This is a genomic window from Faecalibacterium sp. Marseille-P9312 (assembly GCF_902497445.1).
In the GTDB taxonomy this organism is placed as follows: domain Bacteria; phylum Bacillota; class Clostridia; order Oscillospirales; family Ruminococcaceae; genus Faecalibacterium; species Faecalibacterium longum.
In genome coordinates, this window is the sequence record NZ_CABVEW010000006.1 from 46369 (window position 1) to 64827 (window position 18459).

Consider the following 18459-nt stretch of genomic DNA (forward strand, 5'->3'; position numbering starts at 1 on the left):
TAGAAGATGGGATTCTTCGATACCCTGCTCACGGCGATTGCCCCGGAGCGGGCAGTAAAACGTGTTGCCGCACAGACGGCAATACGGGCAATCAATTCGGGATATTCCAACTATGGCGCAAGTCTGCACAAGAAATCTATGCGGGGCTGGATGTGGCACGGTGGAAGCCCGAAAGAGGACATCGAAGATAATCTTCGCGTCCTGAGAGAGCGGAGCAGGGACGCTTATATGGGCGTCCCGCTGGCAACCGGTGCCATCAAAACCATGCGCACCAATGTAGTGTGCGGCGGTCTGACACCGACACCGCAGATCGACAACGCATTTTTGGGTATTTCAGACGAGGAAGCCCAGAAAATCAATGAACAAATCGCAAGAGAATTTGCTCTGTGGGCCAATAAGCCGACCTGTGATGCAGACCGCATCGACAATTTCTATATGTTGCAGCAGTTGGCATTTACGGGATTTCTGCTGAATGGTGATTCATGGGCAGTCCTGCAGAACAAAAAGACGCCCGGTGTACCGTATGACCTGCGTGTGCGGATCATCGAAGCCGACCGCATTTGTTCTCCTGCGTTTATGGACATCCTTTCGCCGACGGACATTAACGAGCATCATGTTGAAAAGATCGTGCAAGGTGTTGAAACCGATGCAGACGGCATGGTCATTGCGTACTGGGTTTGCGACCGGCACCCGCTGGCGTCTACCAGCGTGACGGGATTGACGGCCTCGCACTGGACAAGAGTGGAAGCCTACGGCAAAAAGACCGGGCGGCAGAATGTTCTCTGTCTGATGCAGCGCGAACGTGCCGGTCAGCTGCGCGGCGTACCACTGCTGGCACCGGTGCTGGAAAGCCTGAAACAGCTTGGGCGTTTTACGGACGCAGAGCTGACAGCCGCGGTGATCTCCGCGATGTTCACAGTGTTTATCAAGAAGTCGGATCAATCTGACGAGGTGCCGTTTGGCGAAATGCTTCCCCCGGATGTGCAGGTAGATACGCCTGATAAGACAAGCGTGGAGCTGGCACCGGGCGCATTTATCGACCTGAACCCCGGCGAGGAAGTGCAGTTTGCAGACCCGAAGCACCCAACGACCGGGTTTGAAGCGTTCATGAACGCCATTGTAAAGCAGATGGCGGCGGCGTTGGAAATTCCGTCTGAGGTGCTGTACAAGCAGTTCAGCACCAGCTATTCTGCAGCCCGCGGCGCTTTGAATGAATTTTGGAGAACCACGGGAATGCACCGAGACTGGTTCGCGGATTCTTTCTGCCAGCCGGTCTATGAGGTATGGTTCCGGGAAGCCGTGTGCAAGGGACGGATCAAAGCGCCGGGCTTCCTGACAAACCCGGCGGTTGCAGCGGCCTACATGAACTGCAACTGGAATGGCCCGGCAAGAACAAACCTGAACCCCAAGGATGAAGCCGAAGCAGCCCAGATGCGGGTGAACAGCGGATTCTCCACGGCGGCACAGGAAACCGCTCAGATGACGGGCGGAAGCTATGAGGCAAATATGCGGCAGCGGAAAGCCGAAGCCGCACTGAAACGGGAGGTGGACGAAATTGCGGGAGCACAAGTGCAACAGCAAACCGCTGTTCCTCAACGGAGCGGCGGCGACCCCGGCAAGTCCGAGTAACAAGAAGTTTTGGGAGTTCCGCAATGCAGCCGAGACCGGCGGCACGGCGGAACTTCTGCTTTACGGTGATATTAGCCGTACGAGCTGGTGGGGTGATGAAGTGACCCCGCAGGCGTTCGCCGCAGACCTTGCGACGATTCCGGCTATGGATGACCTGACTGTCCGTATTTGCAGCGGCGGCGGGGATGTCTGGGCCGCACAAGCCATTGGCGCAATGTTGGAAAACAGGCTTGGCACGGTGACAGCGCAAATCGAAGGTATCTGTGCCAGCGCGGCGACCATCGTCGCCAGCCATTGCAAAGTGGTCAAGGCGGCAGAGGATGCAACCTACATGATCCACCCCATCAAGGTAAACCCGAACGGGTTTGTGGACATGGAGGGATTGAAGCAGCTCATGGATGCACTGACCGTGATGCGCACCAATGTCTTGAACCAGTATGCGAAAAAGACAGGACACACCGTCGAAGAAGTGGCGGCGTGGATGGACGCTACATCGTGGTGGACGGCGGCAGAAGCAAAAGAAAATGGCTTCATCGACGAAATCACGGAAAGCAACCAGACTGCAAAAATCGAAAACAGGAATGGTGCGCTGTTTGTCAACAGCATTGCCGTTCCGGGCACATTTGATGATGCCCCTGAATTTGTACGAAACCGCGCCGTGGTGGCCCCTGCCACGACTGAGGGTTTTGTAAATAACACTGACCCGGCAGGAAAGCCGGACAAGAACGATGGAGGTAACGACATGGAGTTCAAGAACGCAGATGAACTGCGCAACGGCTGTCCTGATCTGGTGAAAGAGATTGTGGACGAAGCCCATGCGGAGGCACAGAAGCAGGAGCGTGATCGTTTGGCTGCCATTGACGAGATCGCGGATGCAGTCCCGTCCGATCTGGTGGCCGAGGCAAAGTATGGTGACAAGGCTTGTTCTGCGGAGCAGCTTGCTTACCGTGCGGCGCTGGATGCAAAGAAGAAGGGCCACAAACTGCTGGATGATACCGAAGATGATGCAGATACCAGCGGCGCAAACAGCGTTGGCGGTGCTGCCCCGGACGGTGTCTCTGGCACTGGCACGAAGAACAAGAACCAGACCGACGCCGAAAAGCGTGCGATGGTCAAGAACCTGTTCCACCCGAAGAAGGAGGGCTAAACGATGGCTGAAAAAATGCTGAGTGAAAAGCTGGGCGAGGTTGAGTACGACGGCCTGATCGCAGGCGTGAACCCGAAAAAGCGCGTCGGCCCCGGCGTGATTGCTGGCCCGGAAGCAGAAACCACCTTTGTGCGTGGCACGGTGTTTGCCAAGAGCGCAAAGGATGGAAAGCTGCACATTCTGGGAACCGAGGCGTCCGGCGGCGATACTCTGACCGCTGACTGCATCCTGATTGAGGATGTGACTATGAAGGCCAGCATGGATGAAACCGTTGCAGTCTATCTGGCAGGCTGTTTCAACCCGGACAAGCTGACCGTCAAGGACAGCTACACCATGACCGAGGCAGACAAAGACGCACTGCGGATGCGGGACATCGTTCTGCTGCCTGTGGTCGAAATGTAACAGGAGGACGTTTCAATGGCAATTCTGATTAACTTCTTTGATAATGTTATCCTTCAGGCAATTTCCGAGGAAATTGTCCCGAAGGTCAGCTTTTTCAAGGATCGCTATTTCCCCACCGGGGCAGGTGACATCTTCAAGGCGAACGAAGTTCTGACCGAGTACCGTAGCGGCGACCGTAAGCTGGCGGCATTCGTGGATCAGAAAGCGGGCGACATTCCCATTGGTCGCCGGAGCTATGAGGTGCATTCCTATAAGCCCGCCTATATCGCCCCGTCTCGTCTGCTGACCCTCGACGAGCTGACTAAGCGTGGCTTCGGTGAGGCTCTGTATCCGGGCATGGATGAAGCACAGCGTGCCGCCCGCCTGCTGGCAGACGACATGAACGACATGGAAAACCGCATTGCCCGCCGCGAGGAATGGATGGCGGCGGAAACCATGATCGGCAACGGCTGCGTTATGCAGGAGTACATCGACGGTGCAACCAAGGGCGATTCTCTGGTTGTGAAGTTCTACGACGGCACCAGCGATCATACCTATACCGCTTCCAAGAAGTGGAACGAGAACGGTGGTGACTTCTGGGGCGACGTTAAGGCCATGTGCCGTATGCTGTCTGCTCGTGGTCTGCCTGCAAAAGACCTGATTCTCGGCACTGATGTGGCCGACTACATCCTGACTGACGAAAGAACCCGCCAGCTGCTCGATAAGAACAGCGGCATCATCGTAGGCGAGATTCGCCAGCAGCTCACCCAGTACGACGGCGTTGTGTTTATGGGTACGCTAAACTTCGGCGGTTTCATGCTGAACGTGTTCAGCGTGGACGAAACCTATGAGGACGAGACCGGCAAGAGCGCCAGATACTTCCCGGCTACGGCAGCTATGGTGACTGCGCCGGACTGCGGCCATATGATGTACGGCTCCATTACTCAGATGGACTACGGCAAGACCGACTACACGACCTATGCCGCAAAGCGTGTTGCAAAGCTGGTTGTGGATCAGGACAAGGATACCCGCAAGCTCCGTCTGGGCTGCCGTCCTCTGGCCGCACCCAAGACCTACTGCCCCTACATCTATGCAGCTGACGTTGTGGGCTAAGAGAAAGGAGCAGGAATATGAAGGTCGTTCAGATCATTTCCGGCGGCTATGGCTTCCGGGCGAAAGCTGGTGCACCCACGAAGCTGATTCTGGCGGGCGAGGTCGTTTGCGTTGATGATGCAGAGGCGGAACGCCTTGTGAAATTGGGCGTTGCCGCTGAAGCGGAACTGGATGCGGAAACTAAGGCCATTGTGGAGCAGGCTGACGCCGACTGCAACGATGTGGAAACGCAGGAAGAAGCATCCGAAGCCGAGGAAAAGCCCGGCAGAAAAGGCCGCAAGACTGCAGCAGAGTAAGCAGGTATTACCATGACCGACTTTTTGGAAATGGCAATGGCTGATATTGACGATGTGTTTTTTCAGGAGTTTGTAGAACAGCATACCATCGACGGAGAAACGTTTGATGTGGTGCCGTATGAAACCGGACTGAAAGAGCGCAAGTCACACTGGGAAGCCGGTGCCAAGCAAAACTTTGACCAAGGCTTGTACATCTCGCAAAAGCAGTTCTTTATCCGGGCGGCTGACTATGGCCCTGCTCCAAAGATTGGAAAGCCGATGGAGTACGACCGAATCAGCTACACGATAAAAAGCTGTCAAAATGAGCATGGACTGTATCTGGTCACGTTGGAGAGGGTGCGGCAGTAATGGCAAAGGCAATCTATGACGTGCAGGTGCCGAACATCGGTGAAGTGGAACGTGCACTGGGAGATATGCGGGATAAGGCCCCGCGGGCCATGAAAAACGCTGTCAACCAGACTGCGACGAGAGCCAAAAACATGATGATCCGGCAAGTGCGGCTTCGGTATGCTGTCAATTCTGCTGGCCGTCGTCACTTGAATGCGCTGAAAGTTCGCAACAGGGCGACAACGCAGAACCCGACGGCGGAGATTTTTATTTCCAGCCGGAGAAATGATCTGGGCGACTTCCAGTCGAACCCGTCTGTTCCGCATATGGGAAGGGACTGGGTGCTGTCGCCGGAGTTCCACACATCGCGTGTTTTGAAAAAATCGCCGATGGAAGCATTGACCGGCGGACATACGGCGCTGGGACAGGCAAGCAAGGGCTTTCTTGTGAAGTTTGACAGTGGGCACGTCGGCATGGTACAGAGGTTGATCGGTCGTCCGGCGGCAAATCCGAAATCGACCAGATGGCGCAGTAAGAATGGCGTCGTAGAAAAACTCTACACCATGTCCAGCCCGTCTGCCAGTGCGATGCATAGCACCGTATGGAGAGAGGAAGTCGAGCCGGACAGCGAGATTATCTTGCAGGAACGGCTGCAGCATGAAGTATCCAAAATTCTGACGCAGGCCGGGAGGAAAACAAAGTGAGAGCGAGTAATTACACACCGGTTGACGCTGTGAAAAAGCTGCATGAAGAACTGGACAAGCTCTTTGCAGGAAAGACATTCAGTGGTCAAGGCAAAAATAAGCCGCTCAACATTTTCGATTTTGAATTTCCGACCGACTTCGGCAATGACGAGGATGTGGATACGGTGGCTGCAGCGGCTCCGTTTATTCTGGTCAAGGCAGCAGGTTGGAGCATTGATAAGATGGAAGAACCTGAAATGGTGGACATGAGCCTGATTATTTGCACATATCAGACACCTATTCGCAACAAAGAGGAAGGTGTGCGGGATAAAAAAGCTCCCGCCGTTCTGGATTTGTACAACATCATGCAGGATATTGGACAGCATTTCCGCGTCTACAACATCTTTGGCGATTATTTCAACGTGTTGCTTCCCATTGACTGCGCAATTCAACAGGACGATACAAGCCCGTATTACTTCGCTACGGTGCAGATGGATGTTACTTGTCCGAGCATGAGCAGCGAAAACAACCCGGAAATCGAGGAACTTATATGAGCAATGCAAAAAATACTCAGACCGAAAAGGCGGCTGCGACCGAAACTCCGGTCAAGAAGGATGGGCCGATGGTTTACTGCGGCCCGACGGTAAAAAACACGGTGAAGCAGTACACGGTGTACCATGACAGTAAGGCGGTGCCGGATGCGGTGAACCGTTTCCTTGATGCCGTACCGATGGCAAGGGGCCTGCTGGTGCCTCTTGATAAATTCAAAGATACTCGCGTGGCTCTTGAGAACCCCAAGAGCAGCGCGGGTATTCTTTTTGCCGCAGTGAAAGCGGCACTGAACTAAGGAGGGAGAGAACATGGCATACAAGCATGGCGTTTATGTTGCCGAGCAGGGAACCAGTATCGTGGCACCCGTGACGGCAACTGCTGGCCTGCAGGTCGTTATCGGCACTGCGCCGATCAACCGCGCAAGTGATCCGTATCACTGCACGAATACCCCCATGCTGGCAAATACGCTGGCAGGCGCAACTGCCGCAGTGGGTTACGACGATGATTATGAGAAGTACACCGTCTGCCAGAGCATGGGCGCAAGTTTCAAGGTCGTCGGCGTGTCGCCGATGATCCTGATTAACGTGCTTGATCCCAACAAGCACAAGAAAAATCTGCCGGAAAAAACTGTGCAGGTCAATGACGGCGTTGCAGTGGTGGAGGAAAAGGACATCCTGCTGGACAAGCTGACCGTTAAGGCAGAGGAAACTCCGCTGGCGGCTGGTACGGACTACACCGCAGCATTTGACGATAACGGTTATGTGAACATCGTGGTGATCCCCGGCGGTGCTGGCGACAGCGCAACGAGCCTGACTGTGAGCGGTGTCCAGATCGACCCGACTGCTGTTACCCCGGCAGACATCGTTGGTGCGGTTACTGCAGATGGTGTTGAGAGCGGCATGGAAGTCATTCGCCAGATTTTCCCGAAGCTGAACATGACCCCCGGCATTCTGCTTGCTCCGGGCTGGTCGGAGAATGCACTGGTGTCGGCTGGCCTGCAGGCAAAGACAAGCCACATCAACGGTGTTTTCAACTGCGTGTGCATCGTGGACATCGACAGCTCTACTGCCGGTGCAACCAAGTATGACGACGTGAAGCGTCAGAAGGAAAAGCAGGCTGTGACCAGTGCGAATTGCTACGCTGTGTGGCTGTACGCAAAGGTTGGCGACGTGATCTATGCGGGTTCGGCAATGGCTGCTGCGGCGACCGTGGCGACCGATGCGAACAACGGCGATATTCCCAACGTAAGCCCGGATAACAAGCCTATCTCTATTTCTGCTGCCTGCCTGAAAGATGGAACGGAAGTTCTGCTGGATCAGGAGCAGGCCAATGTGGTCAACTCCTTCGGCGTTGCAACGTGGCTGAACATGAACGGCTTCCGTCTGTGGGGCAACAACACTGCCTGTTATCCCGGCAACACTGACCCGAAGGATCGCTGGTTCAGCGTCCGCAGGTTCTTCTGCTGGGATGATAACACCTTCATCCAGACCTATTTCCAGAAGGTCAGCGACCCGCTGAACAAGCGCCTGATCGAGGCTCTGGTTGACAGCGAGAACGTGCGCGGCAACAGCTTTGTCAGCCGTGGCATTTGCGCCCGCTATGAGCTGCAGTACATCGAATCCGAAAACCCCACGACCGATCTGCTGAATGGCACGGTGAAGTTCCACAAGTATATGTCTCCGTTTAATCCGGCGGAGGACATCGAGGAAATTGTGGAGTTTGATCCCAACGCGATTTCTACCGCGCTGGCGGGCTAACCCAGAAAGGAGGAATAAACAATGGCACTGGACACGAATCTGACCCCGGAAATCGTCAACAGCTTCAACGTTTACATTGACGGCGTGAAAGCAATTGGCACTGCACCGGAAATCACTCTGCCGCAGATCACCTCGGAGACTATCGACGTTTCCGGCGCTGGTATCCTCGGTAAGATTTCCGCACCGAACATCGGCCAGTTTGAATCCATCGAGCAGGAAGTTTCCTTCAACCTCGTATATTCGAGCTTTGTCAACGTCCTTTCTCCGAAGCGTCAGGTGAACCTTACCTTCCGCGTTGCACAGCAGGCGGTGGATAAGAGCCTCGGCTATGCCTATAAGGGCCTGCGCATCGTTGAGGTTGGCCGCGTCAAGGAGTTTACTCCCGGCAAGATCAAGGCGGGCGAGGGCATGGAAGCCAAGGTTAAGCTGGAACTGACCTACATCATGATCGAGAACGACGGCGAGGAAATCATTGCCATCGACAAGCTGAACGGCGTATACCGCGTTCAGGGCGAGGATATGCTGGCAGACGTTACCGCGCTGATCTAACGCCAAAGAAATGAAGCGACCGCCCCAAAAGACCGGGGCGGTCAATTTTTATATCTGAACAGAAAGGAAAACCACCATGGAAAAGAATGTTTCTTCCGTCGCAGAACAGGACAAGACCGCTGAGGTTAAGAAGAACCCGAAGCTGATCGAGTTGGCCCGCCCGTACAAGTTTGATGATAAGGAGTATACCGAGATCGACCTGTCCGGTCTGGATGATCTGACCATCAAGGATGCGGTGCTCATCATCAAGAAACTGTACAACGAGGGCGAAATGGCCGTGATGATTACCCCTGAAACTGCGACTGCATACACCGACGCTCTGGCCGCTGCCGCAACGAAGCTCCCCATCGAGTTTTTCCAGCTGCTTCCCATCGGCGCAAGCAAGAAGGTTCGCCAGACTGTTCAGGCGTCGCTCCGTAGCGACGCCGCAGAGGAAGATGGCGACGAGGACGAGCACAGCCACATCATGAAGTTCGGCAAGCCCTACACCTACAAGGGCGAAAAATACACCGAAGTTGACCTGTCAGGCGTGGCGAACCTTACCGGCATGAACGTCCGTCAGGCGGAAAACCGCATGGAGGAAGAAGATATTCGCGCAGCGGAAAAGACCCTGAACTACTATTACTGCTGCCTGATCGCATCTATGGCCACCGGTAAGGATGTGGCATTCTTCCTCGGCCTGCCGCTGGCGGAGGCTGTACAGCTTCGCGCAGGGGTGAACCACAAGGATTTTTTCGCCTAAAGGGCGGATACAAAACCATCAGAAAGGCGGCGATAGCCCTCGCCACGGCTACACACACGAGTGCAGATTTCTACCTGAATCTGCCCGTGCGTGAGCTGGTGGAAATCAACGAGGAGGTGGCGGAGGAGTGGCAAAAAATCAAACCCTAGAGCTTTCTATTTTGATCGGCGGTCACGTTGATAACTCGCTGACGCAGGCTGTAAAGTCTGCGAATACTCAGCTCGGCAGTATGGCGAACGGCGCATCGAAACTGGCAGCGAATATCGCAAAAGTAACGGTGGGCATAGCCAGCGGCATTACAGCGGGGCTGGTAGATGCAACAAAAGAAGCAGTTGCATTTGAAAGCGAAATGCTTGATGTGACGAAGTACGTTGGCGGTCTGACGGACGCGAACGGAAAGGTCAAAACGGACGCTTATGCGGAAATGTCGAAAGACATTCTTGACTTGAGCACACAAATTCCGTACACCGCCAAAGAGCTGACACGTCTGGCAGCTGCGGCTGGTCAGTCCGGAAAGAGCATGGATGACCTAATAAGCGGCGGGTTTCTAAAGGACGTTGCCGAAATGGGCACGGCCATGGATATTTCTGCGGATCAGGCAGGCGACTGGGCAGCAAAGTGGGAAGTTGCATTCAACATGAACCACGATCAGGTCATGGAGCTGGCAGACCAGATTAACTATCTGGGTGCCCACTACGCAACGACCGCCGCTGAAATTGCCCAGACCGTAAACGACACCGGCTCTCTGGGTCAAATCGCTGGCATGGATGTTCAGAGCACGGCAGCGCTTTCTACAGCACTGCTGGCAATGGGCGTTGATTCTGGTAAAGTGGCAACATCCATCCGCCGGATGTATACGAACCTTTCTATGGGTTCAAAAGCTACAGATGCACAGTCTGCGGCTTTTGAACAGCTGGGATTTACTGCGGAACAGTTTGCAAAGGATATGCAAAAAGACGCCCCGGCAGCATTGAAAAGTTTGTTTACCGCTATCGGTACTCAGCCGAAAGACAAGCAAGTGGGTTATCTGAAAACTCTGCTCGGTCAGTGGGCCATTGAGAGTGGCGCAAAACTAACCGGCAATCTTGACTTGTTTGTGAAAACGCTGGACGACGTAGGCGATGCTTCTAAGTATAACGGCAGTATGTATAAAGAGTTTATGCTGAAATGCGAAACCTCTGAATCTGTATTGACGATGCTTGGGAGCGCATGGCGGGCCGTCCGCATTGAGGTTGGAAATAATTTCCTTCCGGTGCTGAAAGATGTAGCCGGGTTTGGCATCGAAAAGCTGAATGACCTCCGCGCCGCTCTGCCGGATATTGCAGAACGTGTAAGGCAGGTAATTGAGTATCTGCTGAATAATGGCGATAAGGTAGCTACGACCATCGCGGGTATCGGCACGGCATGGGCAGGAATGCGGTTTGCACCGCAAATCCTGCAGGTGGTATCCAGCGCGACGAAGTTTGCAAGCGGGGCGGCAAGCCCTGTGGGGCTTGTACAGAAGGGCGTGTCTGGCGCAGGAAAAGCTGGCAATCTGTGGCAGGCTGCAAAACTTGGAACACAGCTGGCAAACAGCGCTGTTCCGGCGGGCAGCAATCCTAGCTTCGGGCAGAGAGTGCAGAACACCATCCTTGGTAGCGTCCTTGGAATGCAAAACAGCAAAAAGCTGTTTGGAGCAAAGACACCTGCTGGGATGGCAAAGGCAACGAGTGCGCTGTTTGGCAGCATTCAGCAGGCACAGGCTTCCGGCGGAATAATCGGATTGTTGAAAGGCAGTTCGATAGGGCAATACGGAGCCAGAGTTGCAAGGTCTGCAAAAAATCTGGCGGGGACAGACTTTATTCAGAACACGGTCGGCGTTGGAAAGTGGATCGGCCAAAAAGTTGCCGGTACACGACTTGGCGGCTTTGTAGGGAACATGGGCCAAAAGGCTATGGGCTTTGGACAAGGATTGCTGGGCGGAGCAAAAAACATTGCAGGAACGGCAATTGGCGGCGTAAAAAATCTGGCAGGCCGCGCAGCATCTACTAAAGCTGGACAATTTGCCTTAAACGTTGGCGGGGGAATTGCGAAAGGAACAGGGGACACGTTCAAGTTCCTTGGTTCTGGACTGAGCCTAGCCAACACGGCGGTAGGCCCGATAGCCGGTAAATTGGGCGGTGCATTTATGGGATTGCTCGGCACCTTCGGCCCGGTGATTACCGGAATCGGTGGAATCATCGCAGTGGTCAGTCTGCTGGGAGATCACTTTGAGGACATCCGCCAGATCGTCGGGAACGTGTTCGGCGAAAAGGGACTGGCAATGTTTGATGGATTTACGAGTAAAATCCACGATATTGCAGGCAACGTCCGAGATTCGGTGAGCAATGCATTCTCTTTGGAAAACCTGCAAAACATCCAGCAGAGTTTGAGCGGAAAGAGTATTTTCGGTATCGACGACTTGGGAACCACCTTCGGGGCAGTGATACCGATTATCGAATCGGTGAAAGGGCTGATTGGACAGATCGTAGACCTCGGAGTGAATCATATTAAGCCGCTGCTGGCTGATATTATGAGCTTCGCTGTAAACGAATTGTTCCCCGCAGTGTCGCCGCTGATAAGCATGATTATCAGTCTGGTTGGCACAACCCTGATAAACGCAATCAAGCTCGTCGTCGATGTGATCCACGGACTACTGCCGGTGATTGAACCGGTTATTCAGGGCATCGTCGGGTTGATAAAGGGCATTGTATCGGTGACGATTACGGTTGCGAATGCAATCATCGGCACGTTGAACAAATTGTCTTTTACGGTGCCTGATTGGGTGCCCGCCCTCGGTGGAAAACAATTCGGCTTCAACCTGAAAGAAGTTGCAATGCCTGCCTTTGCGAACGGCGGTTTTACTCACGGTGTCAGCATTGCAGGCGAAGCTGGAACAGAGGCGGTTATCAGCTTCAAGCCTAGTGTTCACGATAGCAACGTCGAAAACTGGGTGCGTGCAGGCCGGATGCTGGGAGTGTCTGGCGAGGATGCAACTCGTGCGGCGGGTGTACGGTATTTTGCAAACGGCGGTTTCACCGACGGAAGCAAGGAAAAACTGGACAACCTGATTGATTTCTCCAAAGCATACGGTAAGTACGCACTGCGTTCCAATGGCATCCGAACCACCGGCGACGCTTTGTCGATGCTATGGACGGTCGCCAACAACTCAATGTCTGGTGACGCTTCGCTTGCACTGGCGGCGACCAGCCTTGCAGCTGATGTTGCTCCGCTTCTGCTGAACAAGTACCTCGGAAGTGACAGCCCTGTAACCACTGCACTGACCGAAGCAGCCAAAAACTACAACGGCGGCACGGTGCTTTCAAGCTGGCAGGACGGTGTCCTTACAGACACAGGAACGCCGCTTTATGTGCTGCCGCCGAGGGATACCGGGCGCACGCTGTCCGAAATCCCGGTGAGCGCATATCAGAATACACCTGTACCCGGCGGCAACGGCGGAAGCTCTCCGCAGTTTGTATTTGCTCCGAACATCACAATCACTGGTGATGCAGACCGCCAGCAGATTGCTTCGATTATGGAGGACGAGTACGAAAAGTTCAAAGCCTTTATGGACAAATACAACCGAGAAAACAATCGAACCCGGTATGCATAAGGAGGTGGCCTGATGTCTTACACGACAAAGAGCGGTGACACTTGGGATGGTATTGCAAAAACTGTCTACGGTGACGAGTTGAAAGCCGATGTGCTGATGACTGCCAACCGGGAGTATATCGAGGTGTACAAGTTTGATTCCGGGGTGGTGCTTGCCACGCCGGAAGTGGAAGTTAAGGCAAAAACAGACGAAAGTCTGCCGCCTTGGAAAAGGTGAGGTGTGAGGGATGATTACGCCACGTCAAGCGTTCCTGACGCTTGAATATGACGGAAAGGACATTTCAGGCGACATCCGCAAAGATGTGGAAAACTTCACATACACCGATAGCGGTTCGGATTCGAGTGACAGCCTTTCTATTAAGGTAAACGCGATGGATCACAAGTGGATCGATTCGTGGATGCCAGACAAGGAAGCTGTGCTGCACCCGACCCTCTGCACGACAAACTGGATCGTGCAGGGGGATAGAACCGTTTTGGATTGTGGAACGCTGGTAGTTGATGATCTGAGCTTTTCGGCCTGCCCGGATGTTTTGACGATTGGAGCGGTCGCCCGGCCAAACGGGACGAGCTTTCATGAAAAAAACAGAGAGCAGGTTTGGAAGAACACGAGCATCAAACGCATTGCAGAAACCATTGCTGGGCGGTACGGCTTGGAATGCAAGATGGATGCAGAGGATGTAAGCGTCGCTCTGAAAGAACAGGACGATAATGACAGCTCTTTCTTGCAGAAAATTTGCAGCACATACGGGCTGATCCTCAAAACATACCGGAACAAAATCTGGATTTTTGACCGTGAAAAGTACAAGAAAAAGGATTCGGTAGCAACGGTAAAACCGATTGACATTGTGCCCGGCTCGTTGAGCTGGAACACAACGCTGGCAGGAACATACACCGGAGGCGAGTTCACTTATTCCAACCAAAAGAAAAAAGTGAATATCAAGGTGACAATCGGAACGGCAGACCGGATGTTGAAGCTAAACCAGTATGCATCAAGTGAAGCGGACGCAAAACGGCAGCTGCAGGCGGCTATCGACAACAAAAACCATTCGGCTACAACCATTTCCTTTACGACTATGGGAAACCTGACATATTGCGCGACGCAGTGTATTGACGTGGAAGGATATGGGAAAATCGACGGAAAATATTACATGGACAGTGTAGGGCACACCATGAATAAATCCGGCGGTTTTGTGACGAAGGTCTCAGCAAGCAGAGTGGGAGGGTGACACGATGAGCAGCGTCATTCGCATTGGCACAGTGTCCAAAGTGAATTACGAGGATGGCACAATTGAAGTTGCATATGAAGATCGGGACGGTTCTGTGACCGATGAAATCTGTGTGGTTTCAAATGCGCTGTACCGGATGCCGGTTGTCGGTGCTATGGTTTGCGTTCTCCACAATTCCGATAGTCAGGAAATGGGAACGTGCATCGGAACGTTCTGGAATGAGGATAACAAGCCGGTCGGTGGAAAGAAACAACGTTACCGGTATGACTACAACGATAAGAAGGGCAAAGCCTTTGAACAATACGATGGAGATAGCGGAGACTATGAAGAAAAAATCGACGGGAATGCAAAAGAGACCATCGGTAAAAATCTGGACTTCACTGTTGGTGGGGACGTGACCTTCAAGGTCGGGGCTTCGACCGTCAAGGTTTGCCAGAGCGGAACGATTGAAATTACCGGAACGACGGTGAAAATCACAGGAGCAACGGTGAATATTTCGGGCGGCTCTGGCGACTGCAAAATCAATGGCGTAAGCCTTGTGAATCACAAGCACGAACATGACGGGTCGGCAAAAGCTGGCCCGTATACTGTTTCGGGGAATACCGGCGTCCCGGTAAAGTGAGGGGGTGTTCTTTATGGCATGGGGCAGCATCGGTAGCTTTGCTGGACTGGTGTTTACAGTATCAAGTTGGCGAGTTCTTACGCCGGACAACATCAGTGGAAGTACGTCGAGCAACTGGGCGACGCACAGCGTGATCGGCGGAAAAGATAAAAGCGAATATGTAAGTCCCGGCCTGCGAGAGTATCAGTTCAACATTACGCTTAGTTCAAGGCTGGGAGTAAATCCGCGAAAGGTCTTTGACGCCCTAATGGATTTGTGCGAAGCCGGAGCAGTAGACTACTTCATCATCAACAACAGGCCGGTTTCTCAAAATCCGTTTATGCTTGAAAAAGTAGCGGATGAATGGGGCGCGGTACATCGGTTCTGGGGACTGACAAGCGGAAAGCTGACCTTGACGCTAAAGGAGTACACATGAGCGGTGAGCTGGAAAAGCTGATACTGGGCGATATTGATGTAGAGATCAATCCGTCCGAAAGCACAGAAGAACGGGATGTATATAACTGTCTCAAGACGCTTTATGGGAGCCGAGAAGGTGAACAGGCACTTGACCGGGAGTTTGGCCTGAACATGGACTGCTTGAGCCTGCCAGCCGAAGCTGCCGAAGCGAAGCTCACGGCAGAGATCATCCGAAAGACAAAGAAGTACGAACCGAGGGCACAAGTGCTGGAAGTAAGCTATGAAACCAGCCGAAGCCAGCAGGGGAACATTCGACCGAAGGTGGTGATAAACATTGTCTAATATCGCTGAATTTGCCGAAATCCCGGAGTATAGCGTCACAGATAATATGACGCTTGAGGATGTAAATAATCTGGTGACAGAAATTTACACCCGAAATTACAAAGCGGTAAACGGAACAACCCCGCCGTTGCACAGTGCTGACCCAATCACTCTTACGCTGAAAAGTATTTCTGAGCTGTATTACATGGTGCTGCAGGTTGCAGAAAAAAGAACCCGCTGCGCCTTGCTGAAAACAGCAACGGGTGCAGCGCTGGATAATATGGGGCTTCCGTTCGGCGTGAAGCGGAATGAAGCAACCTATGCAACGGTGACAATCCGATTTAATCTTTCGGCTGAACAAAAAACAGTTGTAATGATTCCACAGGGAACCCGCGTCAGAACTGCCGCGGGTATTTATTTTGCCACAGCGGCCTATGCACAGATTGCCATTGGCGAGACCTATGTTGATGTGTTGGCGCAAGCCGAGGTGGTAGGAGCCAGCGGAAACGACGTTCCAATCGGCGTTGTCGATACGCTGGTAGACGCCATTCCTTATGTTGCGGCAGTGGAGAATGTGGATACATCCAGCGGCGGCGCAGACGCGGAAAGCGACGATAGCTTGACCCGGCGGATTTGGCTGTCACCGACAACGTATAGTTGCGCAGGGCCGCGAGACGCCTACGAGTATTGGGCAATGAGCTTCCGCTCTGATGTGGAAAATGCAATTGCAGTCAGTCCACGGAGCCAGCCTTGCACAGTGTATATCTTTTTCATGCTGACGGGCGGAAGGATGCCGAGTGAAAAGGATATGAGCGAAATGCAAGCATATCTGATGAACGAAGCTCGACGCCCCATGACAGATCAGGTGATCTGTAAGGCCCCGGAAGAAGTGGAGTACGGAATTGACTTTACCTATTATATCGGAGCGGGCAACGCGAAGGGCGCAAGTATTGTTCAGGAAAACGTTACAAAAGCTGTTGAGGAATTTCAGCAGTGGCAGCGCTCCATCGGGAGAGACATTAGCCCGATGGAATTGATTTATCGCTTGCGTGTCGCTGGCGTAAAACGAGTAGAGCTTAGACAACCGGTTTACATGGTAGTCGAAGGCGGTTCGGATTTGGAAAAAGCAACAGTGCAAATCCCAAAACTGAGCGGAACCCCGACGATCATCTACGGAGGTGTCGAGGATGATTAAGCTGCAGGACGCGAGAATTGCAGATGGACTGCCGCGGGTCGTTGCTGAACAGCCGTGGGCAAAGGTGCTGTCTGCAGTATACGGGGAACTTCAAGGCCGGATGCTGGAATATCTGGCAACGGGCATGACGTTCTCGGATGTGGATAACTGTAGCGAGGGAATGCTGGATCAAATGGCAATCTATCTCAAAATCGAATGGTACGATTCTGCCGCCGATATTGAGACGAAGCGTAAGCTCGTAAGAACCGCAATTGAAATCCAGCGTTATGCAGGAACGGTAAAGGCTGTTCGTGAACAGGTGGAGACAATTTACAAAAAAGCCAGAATTGAGGAATGGTTCTCGTATGGGGGGACACCGGGATTCTGGAAACTGTATGTTGACATCACCGACGATCAGGAAACATATCACACCGCAGCAGAAATGGAAAAGCTGCTGGGCTACACAAAACGCTGCACTGCTCACCTTGAGCACATCATCTACATCGTCGAACCGCATGAACGGTCGCCCGCTTATATCGCCGCCGCACCCTGCGGCATGGCGACATCCTGCACCGTAAAGATCCCCGGTAGGATCAAGCCGCGGGAAATCGGCGCAAAGGCGTATGTTGCTGGTGCGGTCGGAAGATCGAAAATGCAGGTTGCCGTGGCGCTGCCCGGTGCCGTTGAAGCAAAGGCAGTGAAAGCACGAGCCTTTACGGCGGGCACCGTTGAACGGTCGCACACGGCGATAAACATTGTTATTGGAGGACAGACAACGTGAGTTGGGAAAAATCTAGCTACACCGCCGCCGGTGCCGCCCTGCTGTCGGAATCTCTCTCCGGTGGTGCGCTGGTAATCACCCGCGCTGTGAGCGGCACCGGTACGGCTGACGCAGACCTTTCGGGGGAAACCGGGGTAAGCGGCGAAACACATGACCTGAAATTGCTGGACATCGAAACCGTTGAAAGCGGCGGTGAGACGGCTCGGCGGGTAAAAATCCAGATCACCGGTGCGGATGAAACGTACATCATGCATCAGGTGGGCGTTTACGGCAGGCTGAACGACGATGCCGAAACACTCCTGTTTATTATGCAGGATGCACGCGGAGTGGAGGTCCCGTCCACGAAAGTGAACGGCGATTTTGAGATTGAGCTGTCGGCGCTGCTTGCTGTGTCGAACAAGGCCAATATCAGCATTACCGTTGACCCGCAGATGCAGGCTCTCGCAAAAATGGTCAAGGCAGAAGTCGAGAAGCACAACGCCGACGCCAGTGCCCATGCGACTACCATCACGGCAGCGGTCAGCGCAACCGTGAAGAACCTGTCTGAATCCGGGGAAATCCTGAACGAAGAACAGGTAAAGGCTCTTATCAAGGAACAGGTGGACGGCGGCACAGGCGGCGGCTACTATGGCTCCTACAAACTCACCCTTGCAGCTGACGGGTGGAAGCCCGCCCGCAGCGAGGATGATTACGAAAACGCTGGCGGTATGGATTACTACCAGTGCATTTATGACGCAGAACTGTCGGACAGCACCAGCGAGCTTGTACCCGTTGGCGTTGTATCTCCTGGCAGCTTCTATACTACGACCAAAGCGGGCGTCCTGAACGGGTGCGAAACGCATGATGGTTTCATCAGATTTTTCGCTCAGCGCATCCCGGAAGCAGATATTCAGGCGACCGTAACCCTGTTCGGGAAAGGAGGTGGTTCGGGTGAAACCGGTAGCGTAAGCATCGGTCAGGGCTTGAAGCGCGACGCAAGCGGCGCTATTGCCGTCCGCATCGGCGAAGGCCTTGACTTCGACAGCGCAAACGCGCTGACTGTCCGCAAAGAAACCGTTATGACGAGTGAAGACCTGCTGAACGAGGAAGAAACGCAGCAGGAAATCGTTGATATGCTGAAATAATTTTAGGAG

The 18459-nt window shown here is 53.5% G+C and carries 21 protein-coding genes; all 21 read left to right on the forward strand.

Annotated features, from left to right (window positions below; genetic code table 11):
• Positions 1 to 6 precede the first annotated feature (6 nt).
• The 21 genes from F3G95_RS06065 (at position 7) to F3G95_RS06165 (ending at position 18450) form a co-directional block, all read left to right on the forward strand.
• Positions 7 to 1629 carry a phage portal protein gene (locus F3G95_RS06065; RefSeq protein ID WP_149794238.1) on the forward strand — a complete coding sequence of 541 codons (1623 nt, stop codon included), beginning with the start codon at positions 7 to 9 and terminating at the stop codon, positions 1627 to 1629.
• The gene (locus F3G95_RS06070) at positions 1556 to 2776 is read left to right on the forward strand and encodes a head maturation protease, ClpP-related (RefSeq protein ID WP_005940804.1); all 1221 of its coding nucleotides are present in this window, start codon (positions 1556 to 1558) and stop codon (positions 2774 to 2776) included. The genes F3G95_RS06065 and F3G95_RS06070 overlap by 74 nt, the downstream gene beginning before the upstream one ends.
• Positions 2777 to 2779: 3 nt before the next feature.
• On the forward strand, positions 2780 to 3178 hold the full coding sequence (locus F3G95_RS06075) for a head decoration protein (protein WP_005940807.1): 399 nt from the start codon (positions 2780 to 2782) through the stop codon (positions 3176 to 3178).
• A 15-nt stretch (positions 3179 to 3193) separates the two neighbouring features.
• A complete protein-coding gene (locus tag F3G95_RS06080) occupies positions 3194 to 4270 on the forward strand; it encodes a major capsid protein (RefSeq protein ID WP_005940811.1) in 1077 nt (358 codons plus the stop codon).
• 17 nt (positions 4271 to 4287) lie between these two features.
• The gene (locus F3G95_RS06085; protein ID WP_149794239.1) at positions 4288 to 4566 is read left to right on the forward strand and encodes a hypothetical protein; all 279 of its coding nucleotides are present in this window, start codon (positions 4288 to 4290) and stop codon (positions 4564 to 4566) included.
• Positions 4567 to 4578: 12 nt separating this feature from the next.
• Entirely contained in the window at positions 4579 to 4914 is a 336-nt protein-coding gene (locus F3G95_RS06090) for a hypothetical protein (RefSeq protein ID WP_005940818.1), read from the forward strand.
• Positions 4914 to 5597, forward strand: a complete 684-nt coding sequence (locus F3G95_RS06095; RefSeq protein WP_149794240.1) for a hypothetical protein — start codon at positions 4914 to 4916, stop codon at positions 5595 to 5597. Before F3G95_RS06090 ends, F3G95_RS06095 begins: the two co-directional genes overlap by 1 nt.
• Positions 5594 to 6130: a hypothetical protein gene (locus tag F3G95_RS06100; protein ID WP_005940824.1), complete on the forward strand. Its 537-nt coding sequence runs from the start codon at positions 5594 to 5596 to the stop codon at positions 6128 to 6130. Before F3G95_RS06095 ends, F3G95_RS06100 begins: the two co-directional genes overlap by 4 nt.
• The gene (locus tag F3G95_RS06105; protein ID WP_005940827.1) at positions 6127 to 6423 is read left to right on the forward strand and encodes a hypothetical protein; all 297 of its coding nucleotides are present in this window, start codon (positions 6127 to 6129) and stop codon (positions 6421 to 6423) included. The genes F3G95_RS06100 and F3G95_RS06105 overlap by 4 nt, the downstream gene beginning before the upstream one ends.
• A 13-nt stretch (positions 6424 to 6436) precedes the next feature.
• Positions 6437 to 7885: a hypothetical protein gene (locus F3G95_RS06110; protein WP_015564786.1), complete on the forward strand. Its 1449-nt coding sequence runs from the start codon at positions 6437 to 6439 to the stop codon at positions 7883 to 7885.
• A 21-nt stretch (positions 7886 to 7906) separates the two neighbouring features.
• On the forward strand, positions 7907 to 8434 hold the full coding sequence (locus F3G95_RS06115) for a phage major tail tube protein (RefSeq protein ID WP_005940833.1): 528 nt from the start codon (positions 7907 to 7909) through the stop codon (positions 8432 to 8434).
• 76 nt (positions 8435 to 8510) lie between these two features.
• Positions 8511 to 9176: a phage tail assembly protein gene (locus F3G95_RS06120; protein WP_149794241.1), complete on the forward strand. Its 666-nt coding sequence runs from the start codon at positions 8511 to 8513 to the stop codon at positions 9174 to 9176.
• Between the two features lie 127 nt (positions 9177 to 9303).
• The gene (locus F3G95_RS06125; RefSeq protein WP_149794242.1) at positions 9304 to 12807 is read left to right on the forward strand and encodes a phage tail tape measure protein; all 3504 of its coding nucleotides are present in this window, start codon (positions 9304 to 9306) and stop codon (positions 12805 to 12807) included.
• A 12-nt stretch (positions 12808 to 12819) separates the two neighbouring features.
• Positions 12820 to 13023: a hypothetical protein gene (locus F3G95_RS06130; protein WP_005940842.1), complete on the forward strand. Its 204-nt coding sequence runs from the start codon at positions 12820 to 12822 to the stop codon at positions 13021 to 13023.
• Between the two features lie 10 nt (positions 13024 to 13033).
• Complete coding sequence (locus tag F3G95_RS06135; protein ID WP_149794243.1) at positions 13034 to 14032, forward strand: preprotein translocase subunit TatB; 999 nt, start codon at positions 13034 to 13036, stop codon at positions 14030 to 14032.
• A gap of 4 nt (positions 14033 to 14036) precedes the next feature.
• Complete coding sequence (locus tag F3G95_RS06140; RefSeq protein ID WP_005940848.1) at positions 14037 to 14654, forward strand: hypothetical protein; 618 nt, start codon at positions 14037 to 14039, stop codon at positions 14652 to 14654.
• A gap of 13 nt (positions 14655 to 14667) precedes the next feature.
• On the forward strand, positions 14668 to 15069 hold the full coding sequence (locus tag F3G95_RS06145; protein WP_015564788.1) for a phage tail protein: 402 nt from the start codon (positions 14668 to 14670) through the stop codon (positions 15067 to 15069).
• On the forward strand, positions 15066 to 15392 hold the full coding sequence (locus tag F3G95_RS06150) for a lysozyme (protein WP_015564789.1): 327 nt from the start codon (positions 15066 to 15068) through the stop codon (positions 15390 to 15392). The genes F3G95_RS06145 and F3G95_RS06150 overlap by 4 nt, the downstream gene beginning before the upstream one ends.
• Positions 15385 to 16566 (forward strand): baseplate J/gp47 family protein, encoded by a 1182-nt coding sequence (locus tag F3G95_RS06155; RefSeq protein WP_097782174.1) that lies wholly within the window; start codon positions 15385 to 15387, stop codon positions 16564 to 16566. Before F3G95_RS06150 ends, F3G95_RS06155 begins: the two co-directional genes overlap by 8 nt.
• Positions 16559 to 17326, forward strand: a complete 768-nt coding sequence (locus tag F3G95_RS06160; protein WP_149794244.1) for a phage tail protein I — start codon at positions 16559 to 16561, stop codon at positions 17324 to 17326. The genes F3G95_RS06155 and F3G95_RS06160 overlap by 8 nt, the downstream gene beginning before the upstream one ends.
• Positions 17323 to 18450, forward strand: a complete 1128-nt coding sequence (locus F3G95_RS06165) for a hypothetical protein (RefSeq protein ID WP_149794245.1) — start codon at positions 17323 to 17325, stop codon at positions 18448 to 18450. Before F3G95_RS06160 ends, F3G95_RS06165 begins: the two co-directional genes overlap by 4 nt.
• Positions 18451 to 18459: the final 9 nt, after the last annotated feature.

Bases quoted from the DNA above. Each gene is read 5' to 3' on its own strand.
- F3G95_RS06115 (WP_005940833.1), top strand. From the start codon at position 7,907: ATGGCACTGGACACGAATCTGACCCCGGAAATCGTCAACAGCTTCAAC.
- F3G95_RS06085 (WP_149794239.1), top strand. From the start codon at position 4,288: ATGAAGGTCGTTCAGATCATTTCCGGCGGCTATGGCTTCCGGGCGAAA.
- F3G95_RS06105 (WP_005940827.1), top strand. From the start codon at position 6,127: ATGAGCAATGCAAAAAATACTCAGACCGAAAAGGCGGCTGCGACCGAA.
- F3G95_RS06160 (WP_149794244.1), top strand. From the start codon at position 16,559: ATGATTAAGCTGCAGGACGCGAGAATTGCAGATGGACTGCCGCGGGTC.
- F3G95_RS06110 (WP_015564786.1), top strand. From the start codon at position 6,437: ATGGCATACAAGCATGGCGTTTATGTTGCCGAGCAGGGAACCAGTATC.
- F3G95_RS06120 (WP_149794241.1), top strand. From the start codon at position 8,511: ATGGAAAAGAATGTTTCTTCCGTCGCAGAACAGGACAAGACCGCTGAG.
- F3G95_RS06090 (WP_005940818.1), top strand. From the start codon at position 4,579: ATGACCGACTTTTTGGAAATGGCAATGGCTGATATTGACGATGTGTTT.
- F3G95_RS06075 (WP_005940807.1), top strand. From the start codon at position 2,780: ATGGCTGAAAAAATGCTGAGTGAAAAGCTGGGCGAGGTTGAGTACGAC.
- F3G95_RS06130 (WP_005940842.1), top strand. From the start codon at position 12,820: ATGTCTTACACGACAAAGAGCGGTGACACTTGGGATGGTATTGCAAAA.
- F3G95_RS06135 (WP_149794243.1), top strand. From the start codon at position 13,034: ATGATTACGCCACGTCAAGCGTTCCTGACGCTTGAATATGACGGAAAG.
- F3G95_RS06080 (WP_005940811.1), top strand. From the start codon at position 3,194: ATGGCAATTCTGATTAACTTCTTTGATAATGTTATCCTTCAGGCAATT.
- F3G95_RS06140 (WP_005940848.1), top strand. From the start codon at position 14,037: ATGAGCAGCGTCATTCGCATTGGCACAGTGTCCAAAGTGAATTACGAG.
- F3G95_RS06145 (WP_015564788.1), top strand. From the start codon at position 14,668: ATGGCATGGGGCAGCATCGGTAGCTTTGCTGGACTGGTGTTTACAGTA.
- F3G95_RS06095 (WP_149794240.1), top strand. From the start codon at position 4,914: ATGGCAAAGGCAATCTATGACGTGCAGGTGCCGAACATCGGTGAAGTG.
- F3G95_RS06065 (WP_149794238.1), top strand. From the start codon at position 7: ATGGGATTCTTCGATACCCTGCTCACGGCGATTGCCCCGGAGCGGGCA.
- F3G95_RS06150 (WP_015564789.1), top strand. From the start codon at position 15,066: ATGAGCGGTGAGCTGGAAAAGCTGATACTGGGCGATATTGATGTAGAG.